General features: G+C 62.2%; 19 protein-coding genes. 7 read left to right on the forward strand and 12 right to left on the reverse strand.

Features of this window, described 5'->3' with window-relative positions; all coding sequences use genetic code 11:
* The first annotated feature begins 97 nt into the window (after positions 1-97).
* Complete coding sequence (sthA, locus tag FP2506_RS16090) at positions 98-1549, forward strand: Si-specific NAD(P)(+) transhydrogenase (RefSeq protein ID WP_007068649.1); 1452 nt, start codon at positions 98-100, stop codon at positions 1547-1549.
* 177 nt (positions 1550-1726) lie between these two features.
* Positions 1727-2917, forward strand: coding sequence for a D-alanyl-D-alanine carboxypeptidase/D-alanyl-D-alanine-endopeptidase (locus FP2506_RS16095; protein WP_007068650.1), 1191 nt, complete (start codon positions 1727-1729; stop codon positions 2915-2917).
* A gap of 28 nt (positions 2918-2945) precedes the next feature.
* On the opposite strand, the gene FP2506_RS16100 is transcribed toward FP2506_RS16095, so the two are convergent.
* The 3 genes from FP2506_RS16100 to FP2506_RS16110 form a co-directional block, all read right to left on the reverse strand.
* A complete protein-coding gene (locus tag FP2506_RS16100; RefSeq protein WP_007068651.1) occupies positions 2946-3977 on the reverse strand; it encodes a glucokinase in 1032 nt (343 codons plus the stop codon).
* Positions 3978-4131: 154 nt separating this feature from the next.
* A complete protein-coding gene (mepA, locus tag FP2506_RS16105; protein ID WP_244404218.1) occupies positions 4132-5094 on the reverse strand; it encodes a penicillin-insensitive murein endopeptidase in 963 nt (320 codons plus the stop codon).
* A gap of 171 nt (positions 5095-5265) precedes the next feature.
* A complete protein-coding gene (locus tag FP2506_RS16110; RefSeq protein ID WP_007068654.1) occupies positions 5266-6270 on the reverse strand; it encodes an adenosine kinase in 1005 nt (334 codons plus the stop codon).
* A gap of 304 nt (positions 6271-6574) precedes the next feature.
* Here FP2506_RS16110 and guaB point away from each other — a divergent pair, with 304 nt between their 5' ends.
* A complete protein-coding gene (guaB, locus tag FP2506_RS16120; RefSeq protein ID WP_007068656.1) occupies positions 6575-8077 on the forward strand; it encodes an IMP dehydrogenase in 1503 nt (500 codons plus the stop codon).
* Positions 8078-8121: 44 nt separating this feature from the next.
* On the forward strand, positions 8122-8400 hold the full coding sequence (locus FP2506_RS16125) for a hypothetical protein (protein ID WP_148227606.1): 279 nt from the start codon (positions 8122-8124) through the stop codon (positions 8398-8400).
* Here FP2506_RS16125 and FP2506_RS16130 read toward each other — a convergent pair.
* Both FP2506_RS16130 and FP2506_RS16135 read right to left on the reverse strand, forming a co-directional pair.
* Positions 8389-9450: a Gfo/Idh/MocA family protein gene (locus tag FP2506_RS16130; RefSeq protein WP_007068658.1), complete on the reverse strand. Its 1062-nt coding sequence runs from the start codon at positions 9448-9450 to the stop codon at positions 8389-8391. The two genes, FP2506_RS16125 and FP2506_RS16130, sit on opposite strands and share 12 nt — an antisense overlap.
* Positions 9447-13136 carry a hydantoinase B/oxoprolinase family protein gene (locus tag FP2506_RS16135; RefSeq protein ID WP_007068659.1) on the reverse strand — a complete coding sequence of 1230 codons (3690 nt, stop codon included), beginning with the start codon at positions 13134-13136 and terminating at the stop codon, positions 9447-9449. The genes FP2506_RS16130 and FP2506_RS16135 overlap by 4 nt, the downstream gene beginning before the upstream one ends.
* Before the next feature lie 207 nt (positions 13137-13343).
* Here FP2506_RS16135 and FP2506_RS16140 point away from each other — a divergent pair, with 207 nt between their 5' ends.
* Genes FP2506_RS16140 through coaE form a run of 3 tightly spaced genes read left to right on the forward strand, consistent with a single transcriptional unit; the run spans position 13344 to position 15569 of the window.
* Positions 13344-13943 (forward strand): Maf-like protein, encoded by a 600-nt coding sequence (locus FP2506_RS16140; protein WP_007068660.1) that lies wholly within the window; start codon positions 13344-13346, stop codon positions 13941-13943.
* Positions 13936-14964 carry a shikimate dehydrogenase gene (locus tag FP2506_RS16145; protein ID WP_007068661.1) on the forward strand — a complete coding sequence of 343 codons (1029 nt, stop codon included), beginning with the start codon at positions 13936-13938 and terminating at the stop codon, positions 14962-14964. Before FP2506_RS16140 ends, FP2506_RS16145 begins: the two co-directional genes overlap by 8 nt.
* Positions 14965-14981: 17 nt before the next feature.
* On the forward strand, positions 14982-15569 hold the full coding sequence (gene coaE / locus FP2506_RS16150; RefSeq protein ID WP_040490145.1) for a dephospho-CoA kinase: 588 nt from the start codon (positions 14982-14984) through the stop codon (positions 15567-15569).
* A 588-nt stretch (positions 15570-16157) separates the two neighbouring features.
* Here the strand turns inward: coaE and FP2506_RS16155 are convergent.
* The 7 genes from FP2506_RS16155 to puuE form a co-directional block, all read right to left on the reverse strand.
* On the reverse strand, positions 16158-17171 hold the full coding sequence (locus FP2506_RS16155) for a branched-chain amino acid ABC transporter permease (protein ID WP_007068663.1): 1014 nt from the start codon (positions 17169-17171) through the stop codon (positions 16158-16160).
* Positions 17168-18052: a branched-chain amino acid ABC transporter permease gene (locus FP2506_RS16160; protein WP_007068664.1), complete on the reverse strand. Its 885-nt coding sequence runs from the start codon at positions 18050-18052 to the stop codon at positions 17168-17170. Before FP2506_RS16160 ends, FP2506_RS16155 begins: the two co-directional genes overlap by 4 nt.
* 228 nt (positions 18053-18280) lie before the next feature.
* Complete coding sequence (locus tag FP2506_RS16165) at positions 18281-18985, reverse strand: ABC transporter ATP-binding protein (RefSeq protein WP_007068665.1); 705 nt, start codon at positions 18983-18985, stop codon at positions 18281-18283.
* The gene (locus tag FP2506_RS16170) at positions 18978-19736 is read right to left on the reverse strand and encodes an ABC transporter ATP-binding protein (RefSeq protein WP_007068666.1); all 759 of its coding nucleotides are present in this window, start codon (positions 19734-19736) and stop codon (positions 18978-18980) included. The genes FP2506_RS16165 and FP2506_RS16170 overlap by 8 nt, the downstream gene beginning before the upstream one ends.
* Before the next feature lie 143 nt (positions 19737-19879).
* Positions 19880-20371 (reverse strand): ureidoglycolate lyase, encoded by a 492-nt coding sequence (locus FP2506_RS16175; protein WP_007068667.1) that lies wholly within the window; start codon positions 20369-20371, stop codon positions 19880-19882.
* Positions 20359-21393, reverse strand: coding sequence for an allantoicase (gene alc, locus FP2506_RS16180; RefSeq protein ID WP_007068668.1), 1035 nt, complete (start codon positions 21391-21393; stop codon positions 20359-20361). The genes FP2506_RS16175 and alc overlap by 13 nt, the downstream gene beginning before the upstream one ends.
* A complete protein-coding gene (gene puuE, locus FP2506_RS16185) occupies positions 21390-22862 on the reverse strand; it encodes an allantoinase PuuE (RefSeq protein ID WP_007068669.1) in 1473 nt (490 codons plus the stop codon). The genes alc and puuE overlap by 4 nt, the downstream gene beginning before the upstream one ends.
* Positions 22863-23202: the final 340 nt, after the last annotated feature.

Here is a 23202-nt window from a genome sequence, read left to right on the forward strand (position 1 = left end):
GTAAGGTGGCGCGTGTGCCCTGGCAATGGCGAAGGACTTGCGAGAAGCCGGCTCTTGTAATTGGAACGGGGGCGTTGGAAGGTCGCGCGCGGGTGGAATGGACGCTTCATACGAGGGGAAAGCATTGGACCATTTCGATCTTCTGGTCATTGGCAGCGGGCCTTCCGGCCGCCGCGCGGCGATCCAGGCCGCCAAGCTCGATAGCAGCGTTCTCGTCGTGGAGCGAGGCCGGCGCGTGGGCGGCGTGTCCGTGCATACTGGAACGATCCCTTCGAAGACAATCCGCGAGACGGCGCTGAATCTCTCCGGTTGGCGCGAGCGCGGCTTCTATGGCCGCTCTTACCGAGTGAAGAAGGATATTACGGCAGGCGACCTTCGTGAACGATTGCACAAGACGCTCAACCACGAGATCGAGGTTCTGGAACACCAATTCGCACGCAACAAGGTCGCGACATTGCGGGGCGAAGCGCGCTTCGTCGATCCGCACACCGTAGAAGTGGAAAGCGAGGGCGGCGAGACCCAGCGCTTTACTGCTGACACATTCATGATCGCCGTCGGCACTCAGCCCTTCCGACCGGACTACGTTCCCTTCGACGGCAAGCGCATCTTCGACAGCGACGAGATATTGGAACTCCCCGAATTGCCGCGGACGATGGCTGTTATCGGGGCGGGCGTAATAGGGGTCGAATACGCCTCGATCTTCAATTCGCTGGATGTAAAGGTGACGTTGGTCGAGCCCCGCCAGACGATGCTCGACTTCATCGACGACGATATCCTCGACGATTTCACCTATGATCTGCGCGACCGGGGCGTAGCCATGCGCTTCGGACAGAAGGTGGAGGCCGTGAAGCGTGTCGGCGACGGCTGCGAGATCGTGCTTGAAGGCGGCCGAAAGGTGCAGGCGCAAATGGTGCTCTTCGCCGCCGGACGCATGGGGTCGACGGATCGGCTGGGCCTCGATGCCGCGGGCCTATCGGCCGATCATCGCGGGCGGCTTTCGGTCAATCCGAAGACGCTTCAGACAGCCGTACCGCATATCTATGCCGCGGGCGACGTGATCGGATTCCCGAGCCTCGCCTCGACCTCCATGGAGCAGGGCCGGATTGCAGCCTGTCATGCCCTGTCGAAGCCGACCCATCAGCCACCAGAGTTCTTTCCGTATGGCATCTACTCGGTGCCGGAGATCTCGACAGTCGGCATGTCGGAGAAAGAGGTGCTGGAGCGTGATATCCCCTACGAGGTCGGCGTTGCGCGCCTGCGCGAAACCTCGCGTGGGCATATCATGGGCCTCAATTCCGGCATGCTGAAACTGCTGTTTTCCATAAAGACCCGCCGGCTTTTGGGATGCCACATCGTCGGCGAAGGGGCGACGGAACTGATCCACATCGGCCAGGCGGTGCTGAACCTAAAGGGAACGCTGGAATATTTCGTCGAGAACACGTTCAATTATCCGACCCTCGCCGAGGCCTACAAGATCGCCGCACTCGACGCCTACAATCGGATGAGCGCAACGAAGGTGGCAGAGGTCAGCGACATGCCGGCGCAATGAGTCGGACGCTGTAAAGCTCGACAGTTCGCTGTCACGAAGTTCAAGCCTTTACTCGAATGAACCGAGAGCACGTCATTCTGAATATACTTTTTCGGTAACCTGGATTTTGTCCAATACCGTACTGGCTGTAGGCTTCCCGCCCAGACCCGACCGTTTTAAACACCCGGACCTTTCATAGTGTTTCAACTCATTGCCTTCGTCTTTGCCCTTGCACTGCTTGCCGCGCCAGCCAAAGCCGATACGGCCGACGGGATCGCCGCGATGGCACCGTCGGGCCTCGTTCTGGTACTCGACGAGGATGGCGAGGATCTGGTGGCGCAGAACACGGATGAGGCGTTCGTGCCGGCGTCCGTCGCTAAACTCGTGACAGCCTGGCTCGCGATGGAGGTTCTGGGCGGCGACTATCGATTCAAGACAAAGTTCTACATGGACGAGGACCGGGTGCTTTATGTGCGCGGCGGGGGTGATCCGTTCCTGGTGTCGGAGGAATTCGCGCTTCTCGCTCCAAAACTCGTGGATTCCGTCGGTGAAGAGCCGCTGAAGCGTGTGGTGCTCGACGCGAGCTATTTCCCGGACGATCTGCAGATCCCGGGAATCGAGGCTACGGACGAGGCCTACGATGCCCGCAACGCCGCGTTCGCCGCGAACTTCAATACGATCCACGCCGAGCGCCGAGGCAGCACCGTTCGCTCGGCTGAAGAACAGACGCCGATCACACCGCTGGCAATCGAACAGTTTCTCGCGCACGGGCCAGCTGGGCGAGGGCGGATAAGCCTTGCCCAAGAAGACCCGAAGGTGGGCCTGCTTTACGCCGGCGAATTGCTGATTGCCTTCATCGAACGTGCCGGCGGCGATGTCGAGGGCGAACTGACGACAGGCAGCGTGCCCGACGAGTTGAAGCCAGTCTATGTCCACGAGCAGTCGCGTCCGTTGTCCGAGATCGTCGGCCAGATGCTCCTAGGCTCAAACAACTACATCGCCAATCAGCTCTTCCTGGAGGTCGGCGCCCATCGAAGGGGGTCGCCGGTCAGTCTGGAAAAATCTCTCGACGTCGCGCAGGAAGAACTCGCCGAACTCGAACTGATCGATGCAATTCAGCTCGTCGAAGGTTCGGGCATCAGCCGCGACAACCGTTTCACCGCGCGGGGCCTTGCCGTGCTGCTCGACGACTTTCGGCCCCATGCCGAACTCCTTCGGAGCACCCGAGCGGGTTCACGCTACAAGACTGGCACCTTTTCAGGCGTGCGCACTCTTGCGGGATTTGCCCGCACGTCGAACCACGGGGATGCACTCTTCGTGATTTCGCTCACCGGGAACACGGGCAAGCTGCGCTTTCGGATCCTGTCGGCGATCGAGCGGGGATTCTAGCGATCTCCGTTGGCCCGTCGCGCCTTGCCTATTTCGCGATGCTCCAGTGACGGCCGGTCGTCTCCAGACCAAAGAATCGAGGAGAGCGAGCAAAGGCGGCGAGCCCTGCCAGCGCCGGCTGCGGCTCAGTGATGACGTAAAGCGGTATCTCGCGCATCAGTTCTGAATGGGGCGCCTTGTCTTCGAACGCTTTGCGGATTTTTGCCTGGTCGACCAGTTTCATGATGCGCTTGAAGATGCCGCCCGCGATATAGACGCCTCCGCGGGCGATAAAAATGAGCGCGATATCGCCGGCCACGCGCCCGAGATAGATTGAGAAGAGGTCGACCGCCTCGCGGGCCTGAGCATCGTTTCCGGCCTCCACCGCCTGGGTCACGTCGGCCGGCCGGGTGTGAACAGGCTCGATGCCGTCGGCCTTGCAGATCGCTTGATAGAGGTTCACGAGCCCGCGCCCGCAGAGGATCTGCTCGCCGGAGACGCGGCCCTCGATGGTCTTCAGATGGGGCCAGATCGTCCGGTCGCGCTCGGTGCGGGCGCCAAGATCGATGTGTCCCCCTTCACCGGCGACGGGGATCCACATGTTGCGGGCGCGGACGAGGCCGGCAACGCCGAGTCCGGTCCCAGGACCGAGAACGGCGCGGCTTGCGCCCTCGCGATGGATGCCGCGGCCGATTTCCTCGCGGGCGTCCTCGCCGAGCGCAGAGATCGCCAGCGCCTGGGCCTCGAAATCGTTGATGACCACCACCTCCTCTACGCCGAGATCGGCGATCATCCGGCGAGGGTGGATCACCCAGTGGCAGTTGGTGAGATCGATCTCGTCGCCGCCGATCGGCCCGGCGATGGCGAGAACGGCGCTTTCTGGTTGGACCGAAGTTCGATCAAGGACATTGGTCTGGATCGCCTCGTCGATTGTCTCGAACTTTTCTGTCTCGGCGATCTCGAAGAACTTCGGGTCGGCGAAGGCGTCCTTCAGGATGGCAAAGCGCGCATTGGTGCCGCCGATGTCTCCGATCAGAATCGGGAACTTCAGGAAGGTGTCAGGTTGGCGCCGCGATGCCATGGCGAAAATCCCCTTTTGACCACATCGCCATTTAGCCGGCGCGGCATCAAAGGCAAAGCCGGTCACGGCGCAGCGCGAAGCTGTGTGCGCCGATCAGCCAAGGCTTATCAACAAACTTCCCCAGTCGTTGCCTTCGACGCGGCGGTCGACTTCCTCAACGCCCGGGTCGCGGCCTCGGCACCGGGATGTCCCCAATATCGGGTGTCAACGCGGCTATTGCCGGAGCGCCGCCGGGGCCTGCAGTAAGGACCCGTTCACAAGCCCGAGGAAGGTCCGACAGTGTCAGGTCAGGCTTTGGCTTATAGGGCTTGGCGTTCGGAGGTGGCGGTTGCAGCGCGACGTCGAACCACCAGTCGAGATCGCCGCATCCGTCGCCACCTCCTGTCGAGCGCTGCGGTTCACAGTTCGGCGAGCCCGGCTGACAGAACAGACGGACATGGAAGTGGGAATCGTGTCCGTAGTAAGGGCGGACCTTGTTCAGCCACCGGCGATCGCCGCGCGTCGTCTCGCAAAGTTTTTTCTTGATGCCCGGATGAACGAGGATGCGTTGGACCTTCGTATCGCTTGCCGCGAGCTGAATGAGATCGCGATAGCTGTCGTCCCAGATCCGATCGTCGACGGTAAGGGCGCCCTCTTTCAGGACCGATCGGAAAGGATATTCCTCGCGCTGTTCCGGGCTGAGGCGCTCGCGCGGCATCGGTCGCAGCCAGATGTCGGCGTCGAGGCCGATCTGGTGGGAGGAGTGGCCGAAGGGCATCGGGCCGCCACGGGCCATCGAAACGTCGCCGAAGAGGACGCCCGACCAGATCCCTCGACGCCGGGCCTCGGTAGCAAATCCCTTGAGGAACGACACCATGACCGGATGCCCCCAGCGCCGGTCGCGCGATAGGCGCATGGCCTGCCAGGCTTCGCCGTCTGCGGGCAGCTGTTCCGCGCCCGCAAGGCAGCCCTTCGAATAGAAGCCGAAACTCTGTGGCGGCAGGGGTGCCGGCGAACGGGCCGCTTCGAACAGCGCTTTGGCGGCCGGTTCTGCTGCGGCGGAGAACGCTGCAAGGCTCAGCGCGCAGCCGAGAACAACCGCCCTCGGCCATACCGAAACCATCCGTAAAACGCTCATGATCCGCCTCGAAACTTGCTGTCGCCGCGCTGCAAACTCGCTCGCCCGCGGAACCTTAAGCTCCGCCGATAGTGCGGAGCTTGATGAGCCTGATGACGATCCGGTTCGTCGAAACGATGACGGCCCGGATCGAAATCCGGGCCGTCATCTTCTCTGTATCTTCCCCGACCCTCAGGCGGCGAGCATGGTCTGAACCGCGGAAAGCTCTTTCAAGGGGCGTTCCGGGCGGGCGCCGACCTTGGCGATGATGTGCGCGGCGCACTCCACACCGAGGCGGCCGCAGAGCTCGCTCGGCATGCCGTCTATGTAACCCTTCAGGAAACCGCCGGCGAAGGCGTCGCCCGCACCCGTCGCATCGAGAACCTTTTCCACCTTGCTGGCGGGGACCACCGTGCGGGCCTGTCCCTCGACGATGATGCAGCCTTTCTCGCTGCGCGTGACGACGGCGAGTTTCGGCGCGTCGCGGCCAAGGCCATCGAGAGCGTCATCGAGATTGTCGGTCTCGTAAAGCGATAAGGCTTCTGCCTCGTTGGCGAAGACGATGTCGACCGTGCCGGAACGCAGGAGGTCTAGGAATTCCGCCCGATAGCGCTCGACGCAGAATGCGTCCGACAGCGTCATGGCGACCTCGTTGCCCGCTTCGTGCGCGGCTTTCGCGGCCTTGACGATCGCTTCCTTGGCGCGCGGCGGATCCCAGAGGTAGCCTTCGAAATAAGTGACCTTCGACGCCTTCACGAGCGCTTCGTCGATGTCCTCGGGCCCGAGTTCGGTGCAGGCGCCGAGAAAGGTGTTCATCGAACGCTCGCCGTCCGGCGTCACGAGGATCAGGCAGCGGGCCGTTGGCTCACCTTCCCCCCGGTTCGGCTCGGAATTGAAGGCGATACCGATCGAGCGGATGTCGTGGCTGAAGATCGAGCCGAGCTGATCGTCCGCCACCTTGCCGATGAACGCCCCCTTGCCCTCGAGACTGGTAAAGCAAGCGATGGTGTTGGCGGCACTGCCTCCGGAAGCTTCCATGCCGGGCGGCATGGCATCGTAAAGCTGTTCGGCGCGAGCAGTGTCGATCAGCGTCATGCCGCCCTTCTGGATCGACTCCTTTGTCAGGAAATCTTCTTCGCAGTGAGAGATCACGTCGACAATCGCATTGCCGATGCATAGGAGGTCGTATTCGGCCATGGAATTCCTTCTTTTCTGACTGCTCGACGCGCGTCGCCCTTGAGCTGGCGCCAGGCGTTTCGAGTTCTGGGGTTCTGGGAATGTGTTAACGGACCGAGCCGCCTCTGGCTAGGCGAGGCGCAAAATGACCTTGCGAAACGTATGGGCGGAATGACGCAAGCGCTTCCGTTTGCGGGTCTTGGCGGATTTGCCGGCGTTCCGCGTCTTCCCAACGTCAAGGAGGCATGCTAGCGGATGCCGCCATCCTTTTGCACCGCACGCGATATTGTCTGCGTGCCGTCCGAGGACCTTCGAAAGGACTGGCATGGCCCGCATCATCGAGACCGCTTCCGGCACCACAGCCCTCACATTCGACGATGTCCTTCTTCAGCCTGGACATTCCGAAGTCATGCCCGGTCAGGTGGACGTCAGCACGAAAATAACCCGCGAAATCGCGCTGAACATTCCGATTCTGTCCGCCGCCATGGACACGGTGACCGAATCCGCTCTCGCGATTGCGGTCGCCCAGGCTGGCGGCATTGGCGTGATCCACAGGAATTTCACGCCGGTCGAGCAAGCCGAACAGGTGCGGCAGGTCAAGAAGTTCGAAAGCGGCATGGTCGTCAATCCGGTGACGATAGGACCTGAAGCAACACTCGGCGACGCCCGGGCCCTCATGGCCCAGCATCGCATCTCCGGCATTCCGGTCGTCGAAAAGGGCAACAATGGCGGGACCGCGCTGGGCAAGCTCGTCGGCATCCTGACGAACCGCGACGTGCGCTTTGCCTCCGACGACGGTCAGCCGATCCACGAGTTGATGACCAAGGACGACCTCGTCACCGTCAACGAGAGCGTGACCCAGAAAGAAGCCAAGCGCCTTCTCCATCAGCATCGGATCGAGAAGCTGCTGGTGACGGACAATCAGGGCTTCTGCATCGGCCTCATTACGGTGAAGGACATCGAGAAGTCGCAGCTTCATCCGATGGCGGCGAAGGATGCGCAGGGCCGGCTTCTGGCTTCTGCCGCGACTAGCGTCGGCGAAGACGGTTTCGAACGTGCCGAACGGCTGATCGATGCCGGCGTCGATCTCCTCGTCATCGACACGGCGCATGGCCATTCCCAACGCGTTCTCGATATGGTCGCGCGGGTGAAGCGCGAATCGAACAGCGTCCAGATCATCGCCGGCAATGTCGCGACGCCGACGGGCACCAAGGCACTGATCGATGCAGGCGCGGATGGCGTGAAGGTGGGCATCGGACCGGGCTCGATCTGTACCACCCGCGTCGTCGCCGGCGTCGGCATGCCGCAGCTCGCGGCCGTGATGGGTGCGGCCGAAGAAGCGGCCAAGCAGGGCGTTCCGGTGATTGCCGATGGCGGCATCAAGTTTTCAGGCGATCTTGCGAAAGCGCTGGCGGCCGGTGCATCGGCTGCGATGGTCGGTTCTTTGCTCGCCGGCACGGACGAGAGCCCCGGCGAGGTGTATCTCTATCAGGGTCGATCCTTCAAAGCCTATCGCGGCATGGGCTCGGTCGGCGCGATGGCGCGCGGCTCGGCCGATCGCTACTTCCAGGCCGAAGTCCGCGACACGCTGAAGCTCGTGCCGGAAGGTATCGAAGGTCAAGTCGCCTACAAGGGCCCGGTCTCCGGCGTCCTCCACCAACTCGCCGGTGGCCTGCGCGCCGCCATGGGCTATGTCGGCGCCAAGAATTTGCAAGAATTCCGCGAGAAGGCCGAGTTCGTCCGCATCTCGAATGCGGGCCTGCGCGAAAGCCACGCCCACGACGTGACGATCACGCGCGAAAGCCCGAACTATCCGATGGCGGGCTGAGGCGATACTTCCCCATAGTTTGATACGCTGCAGTGGATTCCGCGGTGAATTGGACGAGGGCGCTACCTCACGAAGGTCGCGATAGTCGGCTCCGGCTGTCTCGCCGACCACGACACCTGACGCTCGCGAACCATCCCAAGGCGGATCTCGAAGGCGCCTGTGACCGCGGTCCGGCGATCGCCAGGGCGGCGGGGGAGGGGCGGATACTCGACTTCGACGCCGACTTCACGTTGCACGTCACCGAACTCGCACTGATCATTCAGAACGCCGAGAAGTATGCGATGCCATACCGGCCGAAATCGAGCTTTGCCCTACCGGCCTGAGACCGTCTCGATCGTTTGGAGGACCGCCGCGGTCGCAGCCAGTGGATGGATCGGGCTCTGCGCGGCGCCCCGGCGCAGGTATGCGGCGAAGTGATCGGCCTGATACTGAAGCCCGGATCCTTGAAACGAGGTCATGATCAGCTTCTCGCGATAGGCAGAAGCGATCTTGCGTGCGTTGGAAAACCAGGGCAACCGCGACGGCTTGTGGAGCGGCGCGACGGGCTTTTCTTCGGCCGGCGTGTAAGGCGCAGGCGGCGATTTCGACTTGAAGGCGAGGGCTGGCGGGCAGAGGAGCGAACCCTTCGTGGAAACATAGCCGCGTGTGGCGGCTATGGTCGCAGTATTAGGCCCTTCCGCCTCGAATCCGCAGGCAATGCTCGCCATCGCTTCGCCGAAGCGTAGGGAGAGCGAGGCCTGCCGGATACTGCCGTTGTCGAGCCGCGAGGTCAGCCCGGAGACTTCATCCGGGGAGCCTAGGAGGTTCTGCGCGAGCGCGACCGGATAGACGCCAAGATCGCGCAGCACGCCGCCCGAGGCGGGATCGAACAGCTTGTCGCCTGCGATGTGCGGCCGGCCGTAGGATAGGCTGGCCGTGAAGGAGCGCACGGCGCCGATCCGGCCCTCGCGGAGCATCTCGCGCAGGCGGACGATGCCTGGCGTGAAGAGGATCCACATAGCCTCCATGGCGAGGAGGTTCGCGTCCTTGGCCGCCTCGTGGATCACTTGAGCCTCGGCTGCAGAGACTGCCGCCGGCTTTTCGATCAGCACCGGCTTGCCGGCCTGAAGCGCCGCAATTGCGCTTTTGGCATGGTCCGGATTGGGTGTCGCGACATAGACCGCGTCGATATCGCGGCGTTCCAGCACGGTCGCCGTCTCGTCGCCGGTGATCTCGACGCCGCCCATCGCCGCCGCGAATTCCTTGGCACGTTCCGCCCGGCGCGAGCCGACGGCTGCGAGCGTCCCGGTCTTTGACCAGCGCAGATCGGAGGCGAACTTGCGCGCGATATGGCCGGTGCCGACGATCGCCCAGCGCAGCTTCGGCTCGCTCATCGTCCACTGCTGAAATTCGCATTGCCGAAGCCGCCGGATGTCGGCGTGCGCACGATCACCGCTTCGCCGGCTTCGAGCACGGTCTGGTCGCAGGGTTTGAGCTCTTCCGTCTCGCCGTTCGATCGCCGGACGAGCGTCACACCCTTCTCGCCGGGTGATCCGCCCGCGATGCCTTCCGGTGGCCGCGTGCGGTGGGAGGAGAGGATCGAGCAGTCCATGCGTTGTAGGAAACGGATCGTGCGCTCGGTGCCGTCCCCGCCGCGTTTTGCGCCGTCTCCGCCCGAGCCATCGCGGATATGGAAATTCTCCAGCACGACGGGATAGCGCATTTCGAGTATTTCGGGATCGGTGAGCCGCGAATTCGTCATATGACAGTGGACACCCGATGTTCCCGCGAAGGTGGTCCCGTCGTTCAATTTGCCGGCGGGCGAGCCGGAGCAGATGGTTTCGTAGTACTGGTAGGTCTCGTTGCCGAAGGTGAGATTGTTCATCGTCCCCTGATGGTTGGCAAGCGCGCCGAAGGCCTGGAACAAGGCGTTCGTGACGTGTTGTGACGTCTCCACATTGCCGGCGACGACGGCGGCCGGATAGCTCGGCTTCAGCATCGAGCCGTCCGGGATGACGATCTCGACGGGCCTGAGGCAACCAGCATTCATCGGGATCGGCTTTTCCACCATCACCCGGAAGGCGTAGAGGACGGCCGCGCGTGTTACCGGTTCAGGTGCGTTGAAATTGTTCTCGCGCGCTTCCGATGTGCCGGTGAAATCGACCTTCGCCGTGCGGTTCTTCTTATCGACCGTGATCTTCACGCGGATGGTCTGGCCCGTATCCGTCGGATAGTCGCATTCGCAGTCCGACAGCTTCTCGATCAGCCCGCGCACGGCTTCTGCAGCGTTGTCCTGCACATGGCCCATGTAAGCCTGCACGGTGTCGAGGCCGAAGGTCTCTACCATGCGGCGGAGTTCCGTGACGCCCTTTTCGTTGGCCGCGATCTGGGCCTTCAGGTCGGCGACGTTCTGGGCTGGATTGCGTGCTGGATAGGCGTGGCCGGTGAGGACGCCGAGCGTTTCCTCCTCCTGAAAGACGCCTTCCGAGACGAGCTTGAGGTTGTCGATGAGGACGCCTTCCTGATCGACCCTGGTCGCGCGCGGCGTCATCGAGCCCGGCGCGATGCCGCCGACATCGGCATGATGGCCGCGTGAGGCGACGTAGAAGAGGATGCGCCTCTTCTCTTGCCCCTCATCCTCCTCGAAGAGCGGCGTCACCACCGTGATGTCCGGCAGGTGTGTGCCGCCGTTATAGGGCGCGTTCAGCGCGTAGACGTCGCCGGGCCTGATCTTGCCCTCGTTCGCCTTGATGATCGCCTCCACCGAGCGATCCATCGAGCCGAGATGGACGGGCATGTGCGGGGCATTGGCGACGAGCGCGCCGTTTTCGTCGAAGACCGCGCAGGAGAAGTCGAGCCGTTCCTTGATGTTCACCGAGGACGATGTGTTCTGCAGCGTCACGCCCATCTGCTCGGCGATCGACATGAAGAGGTTGTTGAAGACTTCGAGGAGCACCGGATCGGCCCCTTCCCTGCCGGCCTGCCCGGTGCCGAGCGCTGCGAGGCGCGGTTTCTTTTCGGTGCGCTTCATCAGGATGTCGCCGGATTCCGTCTTTTCCGCGCGCCAGCCCGGCTCGACGACTATGGTCTGGTTCGGCTCGATGATGAGCGCGGGACCGTTCAGCATCGTATGGGTCGACAACATCTCGGAGCGGTAGACGCCGGCTGAACGATGCTCGCCGCCGGTGAAGACTTGCACCGTCTCCGATGCTTCACCGTCCGCTGCCGCACCGTCCGTGTTCTTTTCGGAAGCTTCCACCTCGCGGATCTCGCTGGCCTCCAGCGAGACCGTCTCGACGGTGATCGCCCGGCCTTCGTAGATGAAGCCGAACTGCGCCTTGTGGGCGGCCTCGAAATCGCGCCGCGCCGCGTCGAGATCGCCGGTCCAAGTGACGGGCAGCGTGGTATCCGTGCCGTCGTATCGCAGCTGAAGGATCGTTCCCGTCTTGATGCGATCATCAGCAAGACCCTGGCTTTTCAGTTCGGCGGTCGCCTCTTCGGTAAGGCGACTTTCGAGGGGGGCGATCTCGCCGGGTGCTTCGCCATTGAGCGGGATCACGATCGCCTGAGATCGGCTTGCGAACAGCGAGGAAAGCCCGATGCCGTAGGCGGAGAGGAGCCCGGACATCGGATGGATCAGCACGGTCTCCATCGACAGCGCATCGGCGACGAGGCAGGCATGCTGGCCGCCCGCGCCGCCGAAGGAATTGAGGAGATAGGTCGAGACGTCGTAGCCGCGCTGGACCGAGATCTTCTTCACCGCATTCGCCATGTTCTCGACGGCGATGGTGAGGAAACCTTCGGCAATCTCCTCTAGCGAGCGCTCGCCGCCGATTTCCGTGCGCAGGGTCTCGAACTTCTCGCGGACGACTTCGGCGTCGAGCGGCTGGTCCTGGTTTTGGCCGAAAACCGCCGGAAAGAGGGACGGGCGCAGTTTGCCGAGCATGACGTTCGCATCGGTCACCGTCAGCGGCCCGCCCTTGCCGTATGCCGCAGGGCCTGGATGGGCGCCGGCCGAGGCGGGACCGACCTGAAAGCGTCCCTGGTCTAGAGAGAGGATGGAGCCGCCCCCCGCCGCCACCGTGTGAATGCGCATCATGGGGGCGCGGATGCGCACACCGGCGACCTCCGAATCGAGCGCCCGCTCGAAACTGCCGGCATAATGCGTGACGTCGGTCGATGTGCCGCCCATGTCGAAGCCGATGATCTTTTCAAAGCCGGCCGCCTTACCGGTCTCGGCCATGCCGACGACGCCGCCGGCGGGACCGGAAAGGATCGCATCCTTGCCGTCGAACATCTCGGCCGCCGTCAGCCCGCCGGACGACATCATGAACTGAAGGGACGGTGCCTTCTCGTCGCCCGTCTCGGCCCCGAGCGCGGAGGCGACCTTGTCCACATAGCGTCTGAGAATTGGCGTCAGATAGGCGTCGACCACCGCCGTATCCCCGCGCCCGACGAGCTTGACCAGCGGCGACACCCCGTGGCCGGTCGAGACCTGGCTGAAGCCCGCCTCCTCCGCGAGGGTCTTCGCCCGCTTCTCATGGTCCGGATAGCGCCAGGAATGCATGAAGCAGATGGCGACGGCGTCGATACCGTCCTCCTTCGCCGCCTTGAGCGCTTTTCGTGTCGCTGCTTCGTCGAACTCGGTCTCTATCGTCCCATCGGCAAGCACCCGCTCCGGCACCTCGACGACGCGTTCGTAAAGCTGTTCGGGGAGAACGATCTGTTTGGCGAAGATGTCCGGACGCGCCTGGTAGGCAATCTTCAGGGCGTCGCGGAAGCCGCGCGTGATGAGTAGCAGTGTCCGGTCGCCCTTCCTCTCGAGCAGCGCGTTCGTTGCCACGGTCGTTCCCATACGAACCATGCCGACGCGGGACGGAGGGATCGGCCCGCCGGTCTCGATGCCCAAACTGCGGCGGATGCCTTCTAGAGCTGCGTCGTCATAGACGCCGGGGTTTTCCGACAACAGCTTGAGAGGCGAGAGCGTGCCGTCCGGTGCTTTTGCGATGACATCGGTAAAGGTGCCGCCTCGGTCGATCCAGAAATCAGTGGCGCCCGTCGCCGCATTTTCACTCGCCATGGCCGGCAATCCTCGAAACCATTCTCGATCGCGGTCGCACGTTCCGCGCTTCCACCCTCGGTGAATATGGCGCAGGAGACCAGATGGGCATGTTCCGGTGAAGCCCCTTGCGCCGAAAAACGAAAATCACGACAAGCAATTCAGACAAACGACCGGCGCAACTCGGACATACGCCGGCAATCAAGATTTCCGGGAGGCATTTGCCCCATGTCGAAAGGCATCGTGCTCGCATCGTCGAGCGTCCATCGCCGCGAGCTCCTGAAGAATGCAGGCGTCGATTTCATCACCGAGTCGGCCGATATCGATGAGCGTAGCGTCGAGGCTCCCCTGGAGGGCAGCGGGGTGTCGCCCGACGAGATCGCCCAGATTCTCGCTGAGGCGAAAGCGGTCGACGTTTCGGAGCGGCATCCCCAGAGCCTTGTGATCGGCGCCGATCAGACCCTCTCGCTTGGTGACACCGTGTTCCACAAACCGGCCAATATGGAAGAGGCGCGCCGCGCGCTGCTGTTGCTGTCCGGCCAGACCCACCATCTCAACAGCGCAGTGGTGTTGGTCGAAGGAGGTGAGGTCGTCTGGCGGCACACCTCGATCGCAGCGCTCACCATGCGCGAGCTCGATCCGGGTTTCGTCGGACGATATCTGGCCCAGTGCGGGCAAAAATCGCTCACCAGCGTCGGCGGCTATCAGATCGAGAAGGAGGGCATTCAGCTGATGGAAAAGATCGAGGGCGATTACTTCACCATCATTGGTCTGCCCATCTTGCCGCTGCTGAAGGAACTGCGGGCTCGTGGGGAAATCGATGGCTGAGACGAAGGGCGAACGACCCACGGAGATCGATTCGGTCGAACCAGACCGGCGCAAGCAAACGATTGCCGAGCGGGACGCGGCTTGGGAGCCGAAGCCTTATGTCAGCGGCGAAACCCGTGTCCGGGGCGAGAACTCGATCTTCGATCCCGACTTCAACAAGCCGCAGATCCAAGGCCCATCCGCGTTCATCACCGGCTGGCCGGTCTGGCATTCGCGCTCGCCGATGATCCACGGCCACTGGCTGAAGACGCATGGTATCGCCGGCACATACGGTCGGCAGGGCGTGCCGCCGGAGGAATTTCCGTTCTTTCTGAAGAAGCTGCGCGATAAGGGCTTTTCTGGCGGCAATGTCACGATCCCTCACAAGGAGGCCGCGTTCCGCCATGTCGATGCGCGGGACGCCGCCGCCGAGGCGATTGGGGCGGTCAACACTCTCTGGTTCGAGAATGAACGCCTGATCGGCGGCAACACGGACGCCTATGGCTTCGCGGCCAATCTCGACGAGCGACTCAATGGCTGGGACAGTGCCGAATATGCCGTCGTCATCGGGGCAGGCGGTGCTGCACGGGCGGTGATCCATGCGCTGATCAAGCGGGGCATCACCCATGTCTTCATCGTCAACCGGACGGTCTCGCGGGCGGAAAACCTCGTGCGCGATTTCGGGCCGAAGGTTTCGGCCCATGGTGAGGAAGAGCGCGACGATCTCCTCAAGATCGCCGATCTCGTCGTGAACACCGCGCCGGTGCCGGAGCGCGATCCGGAACTGCCGGCGTGGTTTCCGGAAAAGCTGCCCGACCTTTCCATGATGAAGCGCGACGCGATGGTGACCGACATCGTCTATTCGCCGCTGATGACGCCCATCCTCCGCGCTGCCGAGAAGGAGGGCCTGAAGCATTGCGACGGCCTCGGAATGTTGCTGCACCAGGCGGTGCCGGGCTTCGAGCGCTGGTTCGGCAAGCGTCCGGAGGTGACGGGGGAATTGAGAAAGATGGTTCTCAAGGATCTCGGGATCGAGGGCTGATGGGGAGGGCCGGCGCCGTGATCGTCCTTGGCCTGACGGGCTCGATCGGCATGGGCAAATCGACGACGGCGGCAATGTTCGCGGCCGAAGGCGTGCCGGTCTATTCGGCAGATGCGGCGGTCCACCGCCTCTATGCCGGCCGCGCCGTGCCACTCATCGAAGAGGCCTTTCCGGGGACTGTCGTGGATGGGTCGGTCGACCGGCAAAAGCTCGGTGAGGCCGTGGTCGGCAACCGCGAGGCGATGAAGCGGCTCGAAGCGATCATTCATCCGCTCGTGCGGGAGGAAGAGACGGCGTTCCTCGAACGCGAGCGGGAGAAGGGCGCTGCCGTCGCTGTGCTCGATATCCCCCTTCTCTTCGAGACCGGTGGAGACATGCGCTGCGACAAGGTCGTTGTCGTTACCGCCCCGCACGATATCCAGCGCAGCCGCGTCCTTGCCCGGCCCGGCATGAGTGACGCCAAGTTCAAGAATATCCTCGCCGCTCAGATGCCGGACGCGGACAAGCGGGAACGGGCTGATTTCCTGATCGATACGTCGAAGGGAATGGATGCGGCTCGCTTTCAGGTTCGCGAGGTCATCGCGGGCCTGAAGGCGTTCGCGTAAAGCGAGGACTATCCGTCCGGCACTCATCGACACCCACGCTCCGTCATGCTCGGGCTCCGTCCCGAGCATCCAGTGGGGACTCCACCAAGTGGAAAATCCAATGTGCTCACTGCCGGCGTTCACCACCGCCGAGCCCGGCCCTCGATCCTCGGGACGGCGCCCGAAGATGACGAAGAGGAGAGAATGTCCGTACCCTCTCCTACTCTTGGACCCCACCATCCTGCCTTCGAAAAAGTCAACCTGCGGCGAAAAAGATCAACCATACAAAGAGTTCGCGCTTGCGTGTCGCTACAGTCGTCCCCATACTCGGGCTGTGTTTAACGAAGCGAAAGGAGGTGATCCAATGTCGAGTGATTGTCTGAAGCCGGTTGGGTCTTTGAATCTGACGGTGCGCGAGGAGCAGCCTCTTCGCTTCGCCTGATGATTTACGGCCGGGTTTCATCGCTTGCCGATGGCCCTACCGGCTCGAAATCACGGAGGCCGCTTCCGAAAGGGGGCGGCCTTTTTGTATGGACAGATGGAATTAGATCGGCAGTCTGAGGCCGACTTCGTTCCGAGGGCGGGCTTTCAGGCGGCTCTACGCCGCACTCAGGAGCGGCCGCGCCAGGTCGTCCAGCGATGTTTGATCTCTCCGACGATGCCGCGCCGGAAGGCGAGCACGCAGAACACGAAGACGGCGCCCTGCACGATGGTCGATACCGATCCGATCTGGGCGAGTTCGTTCTGTAGCGTGATGATGATCGTCGCGCCGACGAGGGGGCCGACCATCGTCCCGATGCCGCCGAGCACCGCCATCAAGACGACTTCGCCGCTCATCTGCCATTGAATGTCCGTCAGCGAAGCGAGCTGGAAGACCATGACTTTGGTCGAGCCGGCAAGACCGGAGAGAGCGGCCGACAGCACGAAGGCCATCAGCTTGTAGCGGTCTGCATCGTAGCCGAGGGAAATCGCCCGCGGCTCGTTCTCGCGGATCGATTTCAGCACCTGTCCGAATGGCGAATGCACTGTGCGATAGACGATGAAAAGGCCGATGCAGAAGACGCCTAGCACCAGATAGTAGACGTTCATGTTACTCGACATGTCGATGATGCCGAAGAGGTCGCGTCGCGGCACGCCCTGCAACCCGTCCTCGCCGCCCGTGAACGGCGCCTGGAGAGCGACGAAATAGACCATCTGGGCGAGTGCCAGGGTGATCATCGCGAAATAGATGCCTTGGCGCCGGATCGCGAGGAGGCCCATTGCCAGGCCGAGCAGAGCGCCGGCTGCGGTGCCGGCCAGAATGCCGAGTTCAGCGGTAAAACCGAGGGATTGCAGGCAGTAGCCCGTCACATAGGCCGACATGCCGAAGAAGGCTGCGTGGCCGAAGGACAGAAGCCCTGCAAAACCGAGGAGCAGGTTGAAGGCTGCCGCGAAGAGCGCGAAGCAGAGCACCTTTGCGATCATCACCGGGTAGACGTAGTGCGGCAGGATCAGGAGGACGACGATGCCGATCGCCGACCAAAGCCGGATATCGGTCAGGACAGCCGCCGCGCCTGAAGTCGATGCGGTACCGGCTTTCGCCTCGCCCGCCCTGTTGAAGTCGGTTTTGGTCGTATCGGTCATGCGGTTTTCCCGAACAGTCCGGCGGGTCTCACGACAAGGACGATCGCCATGACCACGAAGATGACGATGTTGGAAGCCTCCGGATAATAGACCCTCGTCAGGCCTTCGCACAGGCCTAGCAGGAAGCCGGAGATGATTGCGCCCTTGATCGAGCCGAGACCACCGATGACGACGATCGCGAACACGACGATGATGATATTTGAGCCCATCAGAGGGTTCACCGAATAGATTGGCGCGGCGAGTACCCCGGCAAAGGCGGCGAGCGCGACGCCAAGGCCGTATGTGAGCGTCACGAGCAGGGGCACGTTAACGCCAAAGGCGCGTACGAGATCTGCGTTTTCCACCGCCGCGCGCATGGTCGCGCCGAGCCGCGTCTGTTCGATCAGGAACCAGGTGGCGCCGCAGACGATGATCGCCGCCACGATGACCCATGCGCGGTAGGTGGGCAGGAACATGAACCCCAGATTGAAGCCGCCCTGGAGTATACTTGGGATTGCGTAGGTTTCCCCCGAAACGCCGTACATCTGGCGGAAAAAGCCCTCGATCAGGAGAGCGAGGCCGAAGGTGAGAAGCAGACCGTAGAGATGGTCGAGATCGGCGATGGGACGGAGCAGGAAGCGCTCGATCACCATACCGAAGAGCCCGACGATGATTGGCGAAAGAAGCAATGCCGGCCAGTAGCCGATGCCGAGGATGTCGAGCAGCAAGAAGGCGACGAAGGCGCCGACCATGTAGAGCGCGCCATGGGCGAAGTTGACGATGTTCAAAAGGCCGAAGATCAGCGCGAGACCGAGGCTGAGAACCGCGTAGAACGCGCCGTTGATCAGCCCAATCAGGAGCTGGCCTGCGAAAACCGGGAAGGGGACTCCGAGAAAGTCCATAGGTTTCGAAATCCTCGATCTGCGATTGTCACGGATCCGGTTGGCGTTGTCGGATCGTGAAGCCGCTCTTCAGGAATGGATGGAACGCGTCAGCGGTCGGTGCCGCGCTTTGCGTGTTGTCAAACTCCTAGCGGCTCGTTCCGGCGTTTTCGCCGTCGGCGCCTGCCGGTAGTAGACATTCTGTCGATATCATCCGCATGTCCTCCCAAGACCTCGGCATCCGGCGCGTCAGACGCCGAGATAGCCCGTGATCTTTTCCCTGTTGTTAGCGATCTCCGCGCGCTCGAACCGGTCGACCACCTCGCCATGCTCGATGACGTAGTGGACATCGCCCATGCGTTCGGCGAAGCGGAAGTTCTGTTCGACGAGGAGGATGGTGAACCCCTCGTCCTTCAGGCGTTTGATGATCTCTCCGATCTGCTGGACAATCACCGGGGCGAGGCCCTCGGTGGGTTCGTCGAGCAGAAGAAGTTGCGCCCCGGTCCGCAGGATCCGAGCAATCGCGAGCATCTGCTGTTCACCGCCCGAGAGTTTGGTGCCTTGGCTATTGCCCCGCGTCTTGAGGATCGGAAAGAGTTCGTAAACCCGCTCTTCGCTCATGCCGCCGTCGGCGATCACCGGCGGCAATTGCAGATTTTCCTTCACGTTGAGCGAGGAAAAGATGCCTCGCTCTTCCGGACAGTACGCGATGCCTCTTTTGGCGATCTGGTTGGAGGCGAGTTTTATCGTCTCGGTCCCCTCATGGACGACAGAACCCGTCCGATTCTTGACAAGACCCATGATCGAGCGAAGCGTCGTTGTCTTGCCGGCCCCGTTGCGGCCGAGTAAAGTAACGATCTGACCCTTTGGAACGGAAAACTCTATCCCGTGCAGGATGTGGCTTTCTCCATACCAGGCCTGCAGATTCTTTGTCTGGAGAAGGGTATCAGTCATCGGCTTCGCCCATATAGGCCGAACGGACCTCCCGGTTCTGGCTCACCTCGTCGTAACTGCCTTCGGCGAGCACCGCGCCGAGCTGCAGCACGGTGATTGTGTCGGATAGGTCGGCGACGACGCTGAGATTATGCTCCACCATCAACACGGTGCGCCCTTTGGCGACTCGGCGGATGATATCGGCGACTCGCTGGACGTCGCCGGTTCCCATGCCGGCCATCGGCTCGTCGAGCAGCATCACCTTGGGTTCGAGTGCGAGTGTGGTCGCAAGTTCGAGCAGGCGCTTGCGGCCATAGGGCAATTCGGTGGCAAGGACGCTTTCGGAATCTTCGAGCCCTACCTGTGTGAGGATGGTGCGGGCATCATCGTTCAGGACGTCGAGCCGCGATTCGGGCTTCCAGAAATGATAGGAATTGTGCATCCGCCGCTGCAGGGCGACGCGGATGTTCTCCAGAAGCGTCAGATGCGGGAAGACCGAGGAGATCTGGAACGAGCGGACAGCACCTTTCCGCGCGATCTGCGCCGGCTTTTGCGACGTGATGTCTTTGCCGTTCAGCAGGATCGTGCCTGTCGTCGGCTCGAGGAACTTCGTGATCAGGTTGAACATCGTCGATTTGCCGGCGCCGTTCGGGCCGATCAGCGCGTGGATGGTGCCGCGCTCGACTTTTAGGGAAACGTCGTCAACCGCCGTGAAGCCTTTGAACGTCTTGGTCAAATTACGCGTCTCGATGGCGTAATCGGCGCTCGACAATCGCTACCCCTCCCAAAGCTCGAATCGTCATTTCGTCTGCGATCTAACAAGACTCGAACGTTTAGGTCAAAGGATTTGGTCCCGCGAGTAAATCGCCGAAGACACTGCGGCGGCGCCCGATGCGCGCCAGTCGGCATGTCGACTCAGGCGACGATCTCGTAGATCACGGCGCAGTCCGACTCCTCAAGGTTGTCACCCTTGCCGCCGCGGTCGACCACGAGGAAATCGGATACCTCCTCGAGCGCCAGCAACGGGTGATGCCAGACATTGCGGTGATAGGAGATGCCCTGACCCGGCGCGGCGAGAAAGGCGACCGGTTCGCCAGGCGCTCCGCTTTCGTCATGCGCGACGACGATGAGATAGGGCCGGGCAGAAAGCGGCATGAAGGCCTGACTGCCGAGCGGATGGCGTTCCATCATCTCGATCCGGATGGGGAAATCGAAGGGCTTTCCACGAAAGATCGATATCAGCGGATGTCCGCCTTCCGCCGATACATCCACCGGAGCGATGTCGTGGAAGCGGGTGGTCGTGCCCTTGTTGATGAGCCGGATTTCGGACGCGTTGTCGGTCTCGATGACCTCGCCGAAGGGACGGAATGCGTCGGCAGAGAGGGGGGTTGTCTTCAATTCCCACATGTTTTTTTCCCGAAAAGCCGCAGGCGCGAAATTCCGCCATCGGGGAAGATGTCGAGGCGGACGTGACTGATAGCGCCGTGGCGTTCGATGTCGCGCCCTTCGATCGTCAGTTCCGTATCGGCTTGGAGCTTGGTCGAGGTGACGATTTCCGGCCATAGCGAGGAGAGCGCCTCGATCTCCCTCTGCTGCGGGTTCTGAGTGAGCTTAGCAGCGCGCAGGGTGCATCGGTCGGGGTAGTTTCCCTTGAAATGCTTTGTGTCGATGAGGATGCGCTCGATCGTGCCGGGGTGTCCAAGACGGATCACGCACCAGTCGTTGCCGGGTGTGCGGCGGCGCGCGGTTTCCCAGCCGTCTGACATGACCGGCGCCGTACCGGGTGCGAGCATATTGGCAGGCGAGCCGTAATGGGCATCGTTCCAAGCGATAGCCGAGCCACCATTGACGAGGGCGGCGAGATCGACGGTTTCGTCTGCGCCGACTTCGCTCCAGTCCTTCTCCACCGTGCCGTAGACCCGAAGCCGCGCGACGCCACCATCGGGAAAAATGTGAAGGCGCAGCCAGCGCGCGCTGGTGGGTGCGTCGAGATGGACGAGATTGTGCGAATCGCCTCGTAGCGATCGTTTACCGACGAGCGGCTGCCAGTCGTTCTCGCCGGGCTCACCCGGCACATCGGCTGCTTCGATCTTTGCTTCGGGCGGGAAGTTGCCGGTGAAGAACGAGGTGTCGATGTCCACAGCCGCGATCGTGCCGCGCTGCCCGAGCTTGACGACCGCATGGTCGTGGCCGGGCTCGCGCTTGCGGCGGGACTCCCAGCCGTCCATCCACTTGCCGTGATCGTCGAACCGGTCCGGGTAGAAGAGCGGGGGCTCAGGCAAGATCATGCGCGACTTGTCTGCGAAGAAATCGTCGGTCGCGAAAGTGACCTTCGTGCCGAGGCGCGGGTGAGCAAGATCCACAAATTTCCGCAGGAGCTCGGGCTCTTCGGCAAGGGGGTTGGAGGTAAGGAAGCGTTCGAAGCTCATTGCGTGTCCTTGGCCGTTGATCCGGCATTCTCTTTCTCGAAGATCGCGGCGATCCGGAAGGCCGCGATCTTCTCGACTTCGCGGCAGGCCATCTCGAATTCGGCCTCGCGATCGTTGTCGAGGCGGGTTTCGAAGGCGGCGAGAATGTCGTCCTTCGTCTTGCCTTTGACGGCAATGATGAATGGAAAGCCGAAGCGGTCGCGATAGGTGGTGTTGAGCTGGGTGAAGCGCTGGAATTCGTCCTTGCTCAGTCGGTCGAGCCCGGCACCGGCCTGTTCGGCCTTGGAACGTTCGGTCAGTTCGCCGGCAATCGCGAGCTTGCCGGCAAGATCGGGGTGAGCCTGAAGCACAAGCTGCCGTTCGCTTTCGCCGGCAAGTCGGAATTCCCGCGCCATGCCCGCAGCGAGCGTCTCTGCCGTATCGAAGGCGGGGGACAGGCCGAATCTATAGGCGCGTTCGGCGATGAAGGGTGAATGCTCGTAAACGCCCCCGAAGAGCGAGACGAAGGCTTCCCATTCCATACCGCTCGGCCGGAACCGGGCTCGATAGGGAAATCGCGAGCGCCAGTGCTCGGCGATTTCGATTCGCTTGGCGACCCAGACATCCGGCTTCGACTGAACATAATCGAGGAATTTCGCCAAAGCTGCCGCGCGTGACGGGCGACCGACGAGTCGGCAGTGAAGGCCGATGTTGAGCATCTTCGCGCTTCCGGCCTCGCCCTCGGCATAGAGGGTGTCGAAGGCATCCTTCAGAAACGTGAAATACTGGTCCCCGGAATTGAAGCCTTGAGGCGTCGCGAACCGCATGTCGTTGGTATCGAGGGTATAGGGAATCACGAGGAGCGGGTTCGTCTCGGTCTCCTGCCAATAGGGCAGATCGTCGGCATAGGCGTCGGATGCATAGGCGAAACCGCCGTACTCGGCGGCAAGCTCCAAGGTGTGGATCGAAGATCGTCCCGTGTACCAGCCCTTCGGTTTCCCGCCGGTAATCGCCTCGTGGAGCGCGATCGCCGCCTCCATATGCTTGCGCTCGGCGTCCCGGTCGAACTCCTTGTACTCGATCCATTTCAGCCCGTGCGAGGCGATCTCCCAGTGGGCGTCCTGCATGGCAGCGACGACGGCGGGATTGCGGGCGAGAGCAGTCGCGACTCCATAGACCGTGACCGGCATCCCGCGCTCGGTGAACATGCGGTGGAGACGCCAGAAGCCGGCGCGCGCGCCGTATTCGTAAATCGACTCCATGTTCATATGGCGTTGGCCGTCCCACGCGCTCGCGCCGACGATCTCCGAGAGGAAAGCCTCCGATGCCTTGTCGCCGTGAAGGACCGCGTTCTCGCCGCCCTCTTCGTAGTTGACGACGAACTGGACACAGATCTTCGACGGGCCGGAGCCGTTCGGGTTCGGCCATCGTGGATCCGGCGGCCGAGCACCATAGCCATGCAGATCACGGGGATAGCGGTATGATTTCATTGGGTGGAGGACCTGACGTTCGAGGCATCCTCGTAGCCGATTGCCGCTGAGCGCCGCAATGGTGCGATCGAGCAGGACTGGGCGGAGAGACGTGGTTCGAGGTCAAGAAAAGACCCTTCGAATACATCGACGCATCGATCCAGCCTTCGGATTCATGGCTTTTACAAGGAGATATTGTGTCGAATTCTTGCCTAGCGTTCCAGGATTTTGCTTACTGGCAGCCCTAAAACCCTATTTCACAGGGGAGGTTGGCGACATGAACGGCGTATGAACAACGCCAATAGTGTTCGTTCATCAAAAACTTGGGAACCGATGCCCCTGCTCCGATCTTTCTTGGTCG

The sequence above is a fragment of the Fulvimarina pelagi HTCC2506 genome, assembly GCF_000153705.1.
In the GTDB taxonomy this organism is placed as follows: Bacteria; Pseudomonadota; Alphaproteobacteria; order Rhizobiales; family Rhizobiaceae; genus Fulvimarina; species Fulvimarina pelagi.

Excerpts from the sequence above, each read along its gene's own strand:
- sthA (WP_007068649.1), top strand. The coding sequence starts at position 98 with ATGGACGCTTCATACGAGGGGAAAGCATTGGACCATTTCGATCTTCTG.
- guaB (WP_007068656.1), top strand. The coding sequence starts at position 6,575 with ATGGCCCGCATCATCGAGACCGCTTCCGGCACCACAGCCCTCACATTC.
- FP2506_RS16130 (WP_007068658.1), bottom strand. The coding sequence starts at position 9,450 with ATGAGCGAGCCGAAGCTGCGCTGGGCGATCGTCGGCACCGGCCATATC.
- FP2506_RS16175 (WP_007068667.1), bottom strand. The coding sequence starts at position 20,371 with ATGTGGGAATTGAAGACAACCCCCCTCTCTGCCGACGCATTCCGTCCC.
- FP2506_RS16110 (WP_007068654.1), bottom strand. The coding sequence starts at position 6,270 with ATGGCCGAATACGACCTCCTATGCATCGGCAATGCGATTGTCGACGTG.
- alc (WP_007068668.1), bottom strand. The coding sequence starts at position 21,393 with ATGAGCTTCGAACGCTTCCTTACCTCCAACCCCCTTGCCGAAGAGCCC.
- puuE (WP_007068669.1), bottom strand. The coding sequence starts at position 22,862 with ATGAAATCATACCGCTATCCCCGTGATCTGCATGGCTATGGTGCTCGG.
- FP2506_RS16160 (WP_007068664.1), bottom strand. The coding sequence starts at position 18,052 with ATGGACTTTCTCGGAGTCCCCTTCCCGGTTTTCGCAGGCCAGCTCCTG.
- FP2506_RS16140 (WP_007068660.1), top strand. The coding sequence starts at position 13,344 with ATGTCGAAAGGCATCGTGCTCGCATCGTCGAGCGTCCATCGCCGCGAG.
- FP2506_RS16135 (WP_007068659.1), bottom strand. The coding sequence starts at position 13,136 with ATGGCGAGTGAAAATGCGGCGACGGGCGCCACTGATTTCTGGATCGAC.
- FP2506_RS16155 (WP_007068663.1), bottom strand. The coding sequence starts at position 17,171 with ATGACCGATACGACCAAAACCGACTTCAACAGGGCGGGCGAGGCGAAA.
- FP2506_RS16165 (WP_007068665.1), bottom strand. The coding sequence starts at position 18,985 with ATGACTGATACCCTTCTCCAGACAAAGAATCTGCAGGCCTGGTATGGA.
- FP2506_RS16145 (WP_007068661.1), top strand. The coding sequence starts at position 13,936 with ATGGCTGAGACGAAGGGCGAACGACCCACGGAGATCGATTCGGTCGAA.
- mepA (WP_244404218.1), bottom strand. The coding sequence starts at position 5,094 with ATGAGCGTTTTACGGATGGTTTCGGTATGGCCGAGGGCGGTTGTTCTC.
- FP2506_RS16100 (WP_007068651.1), bottom strand. The coding sequence starts at position 3,977 with ATGGCATCGCGGCGCCAACCTGACACCTTCCTGAAGTTCCCGATTCTG.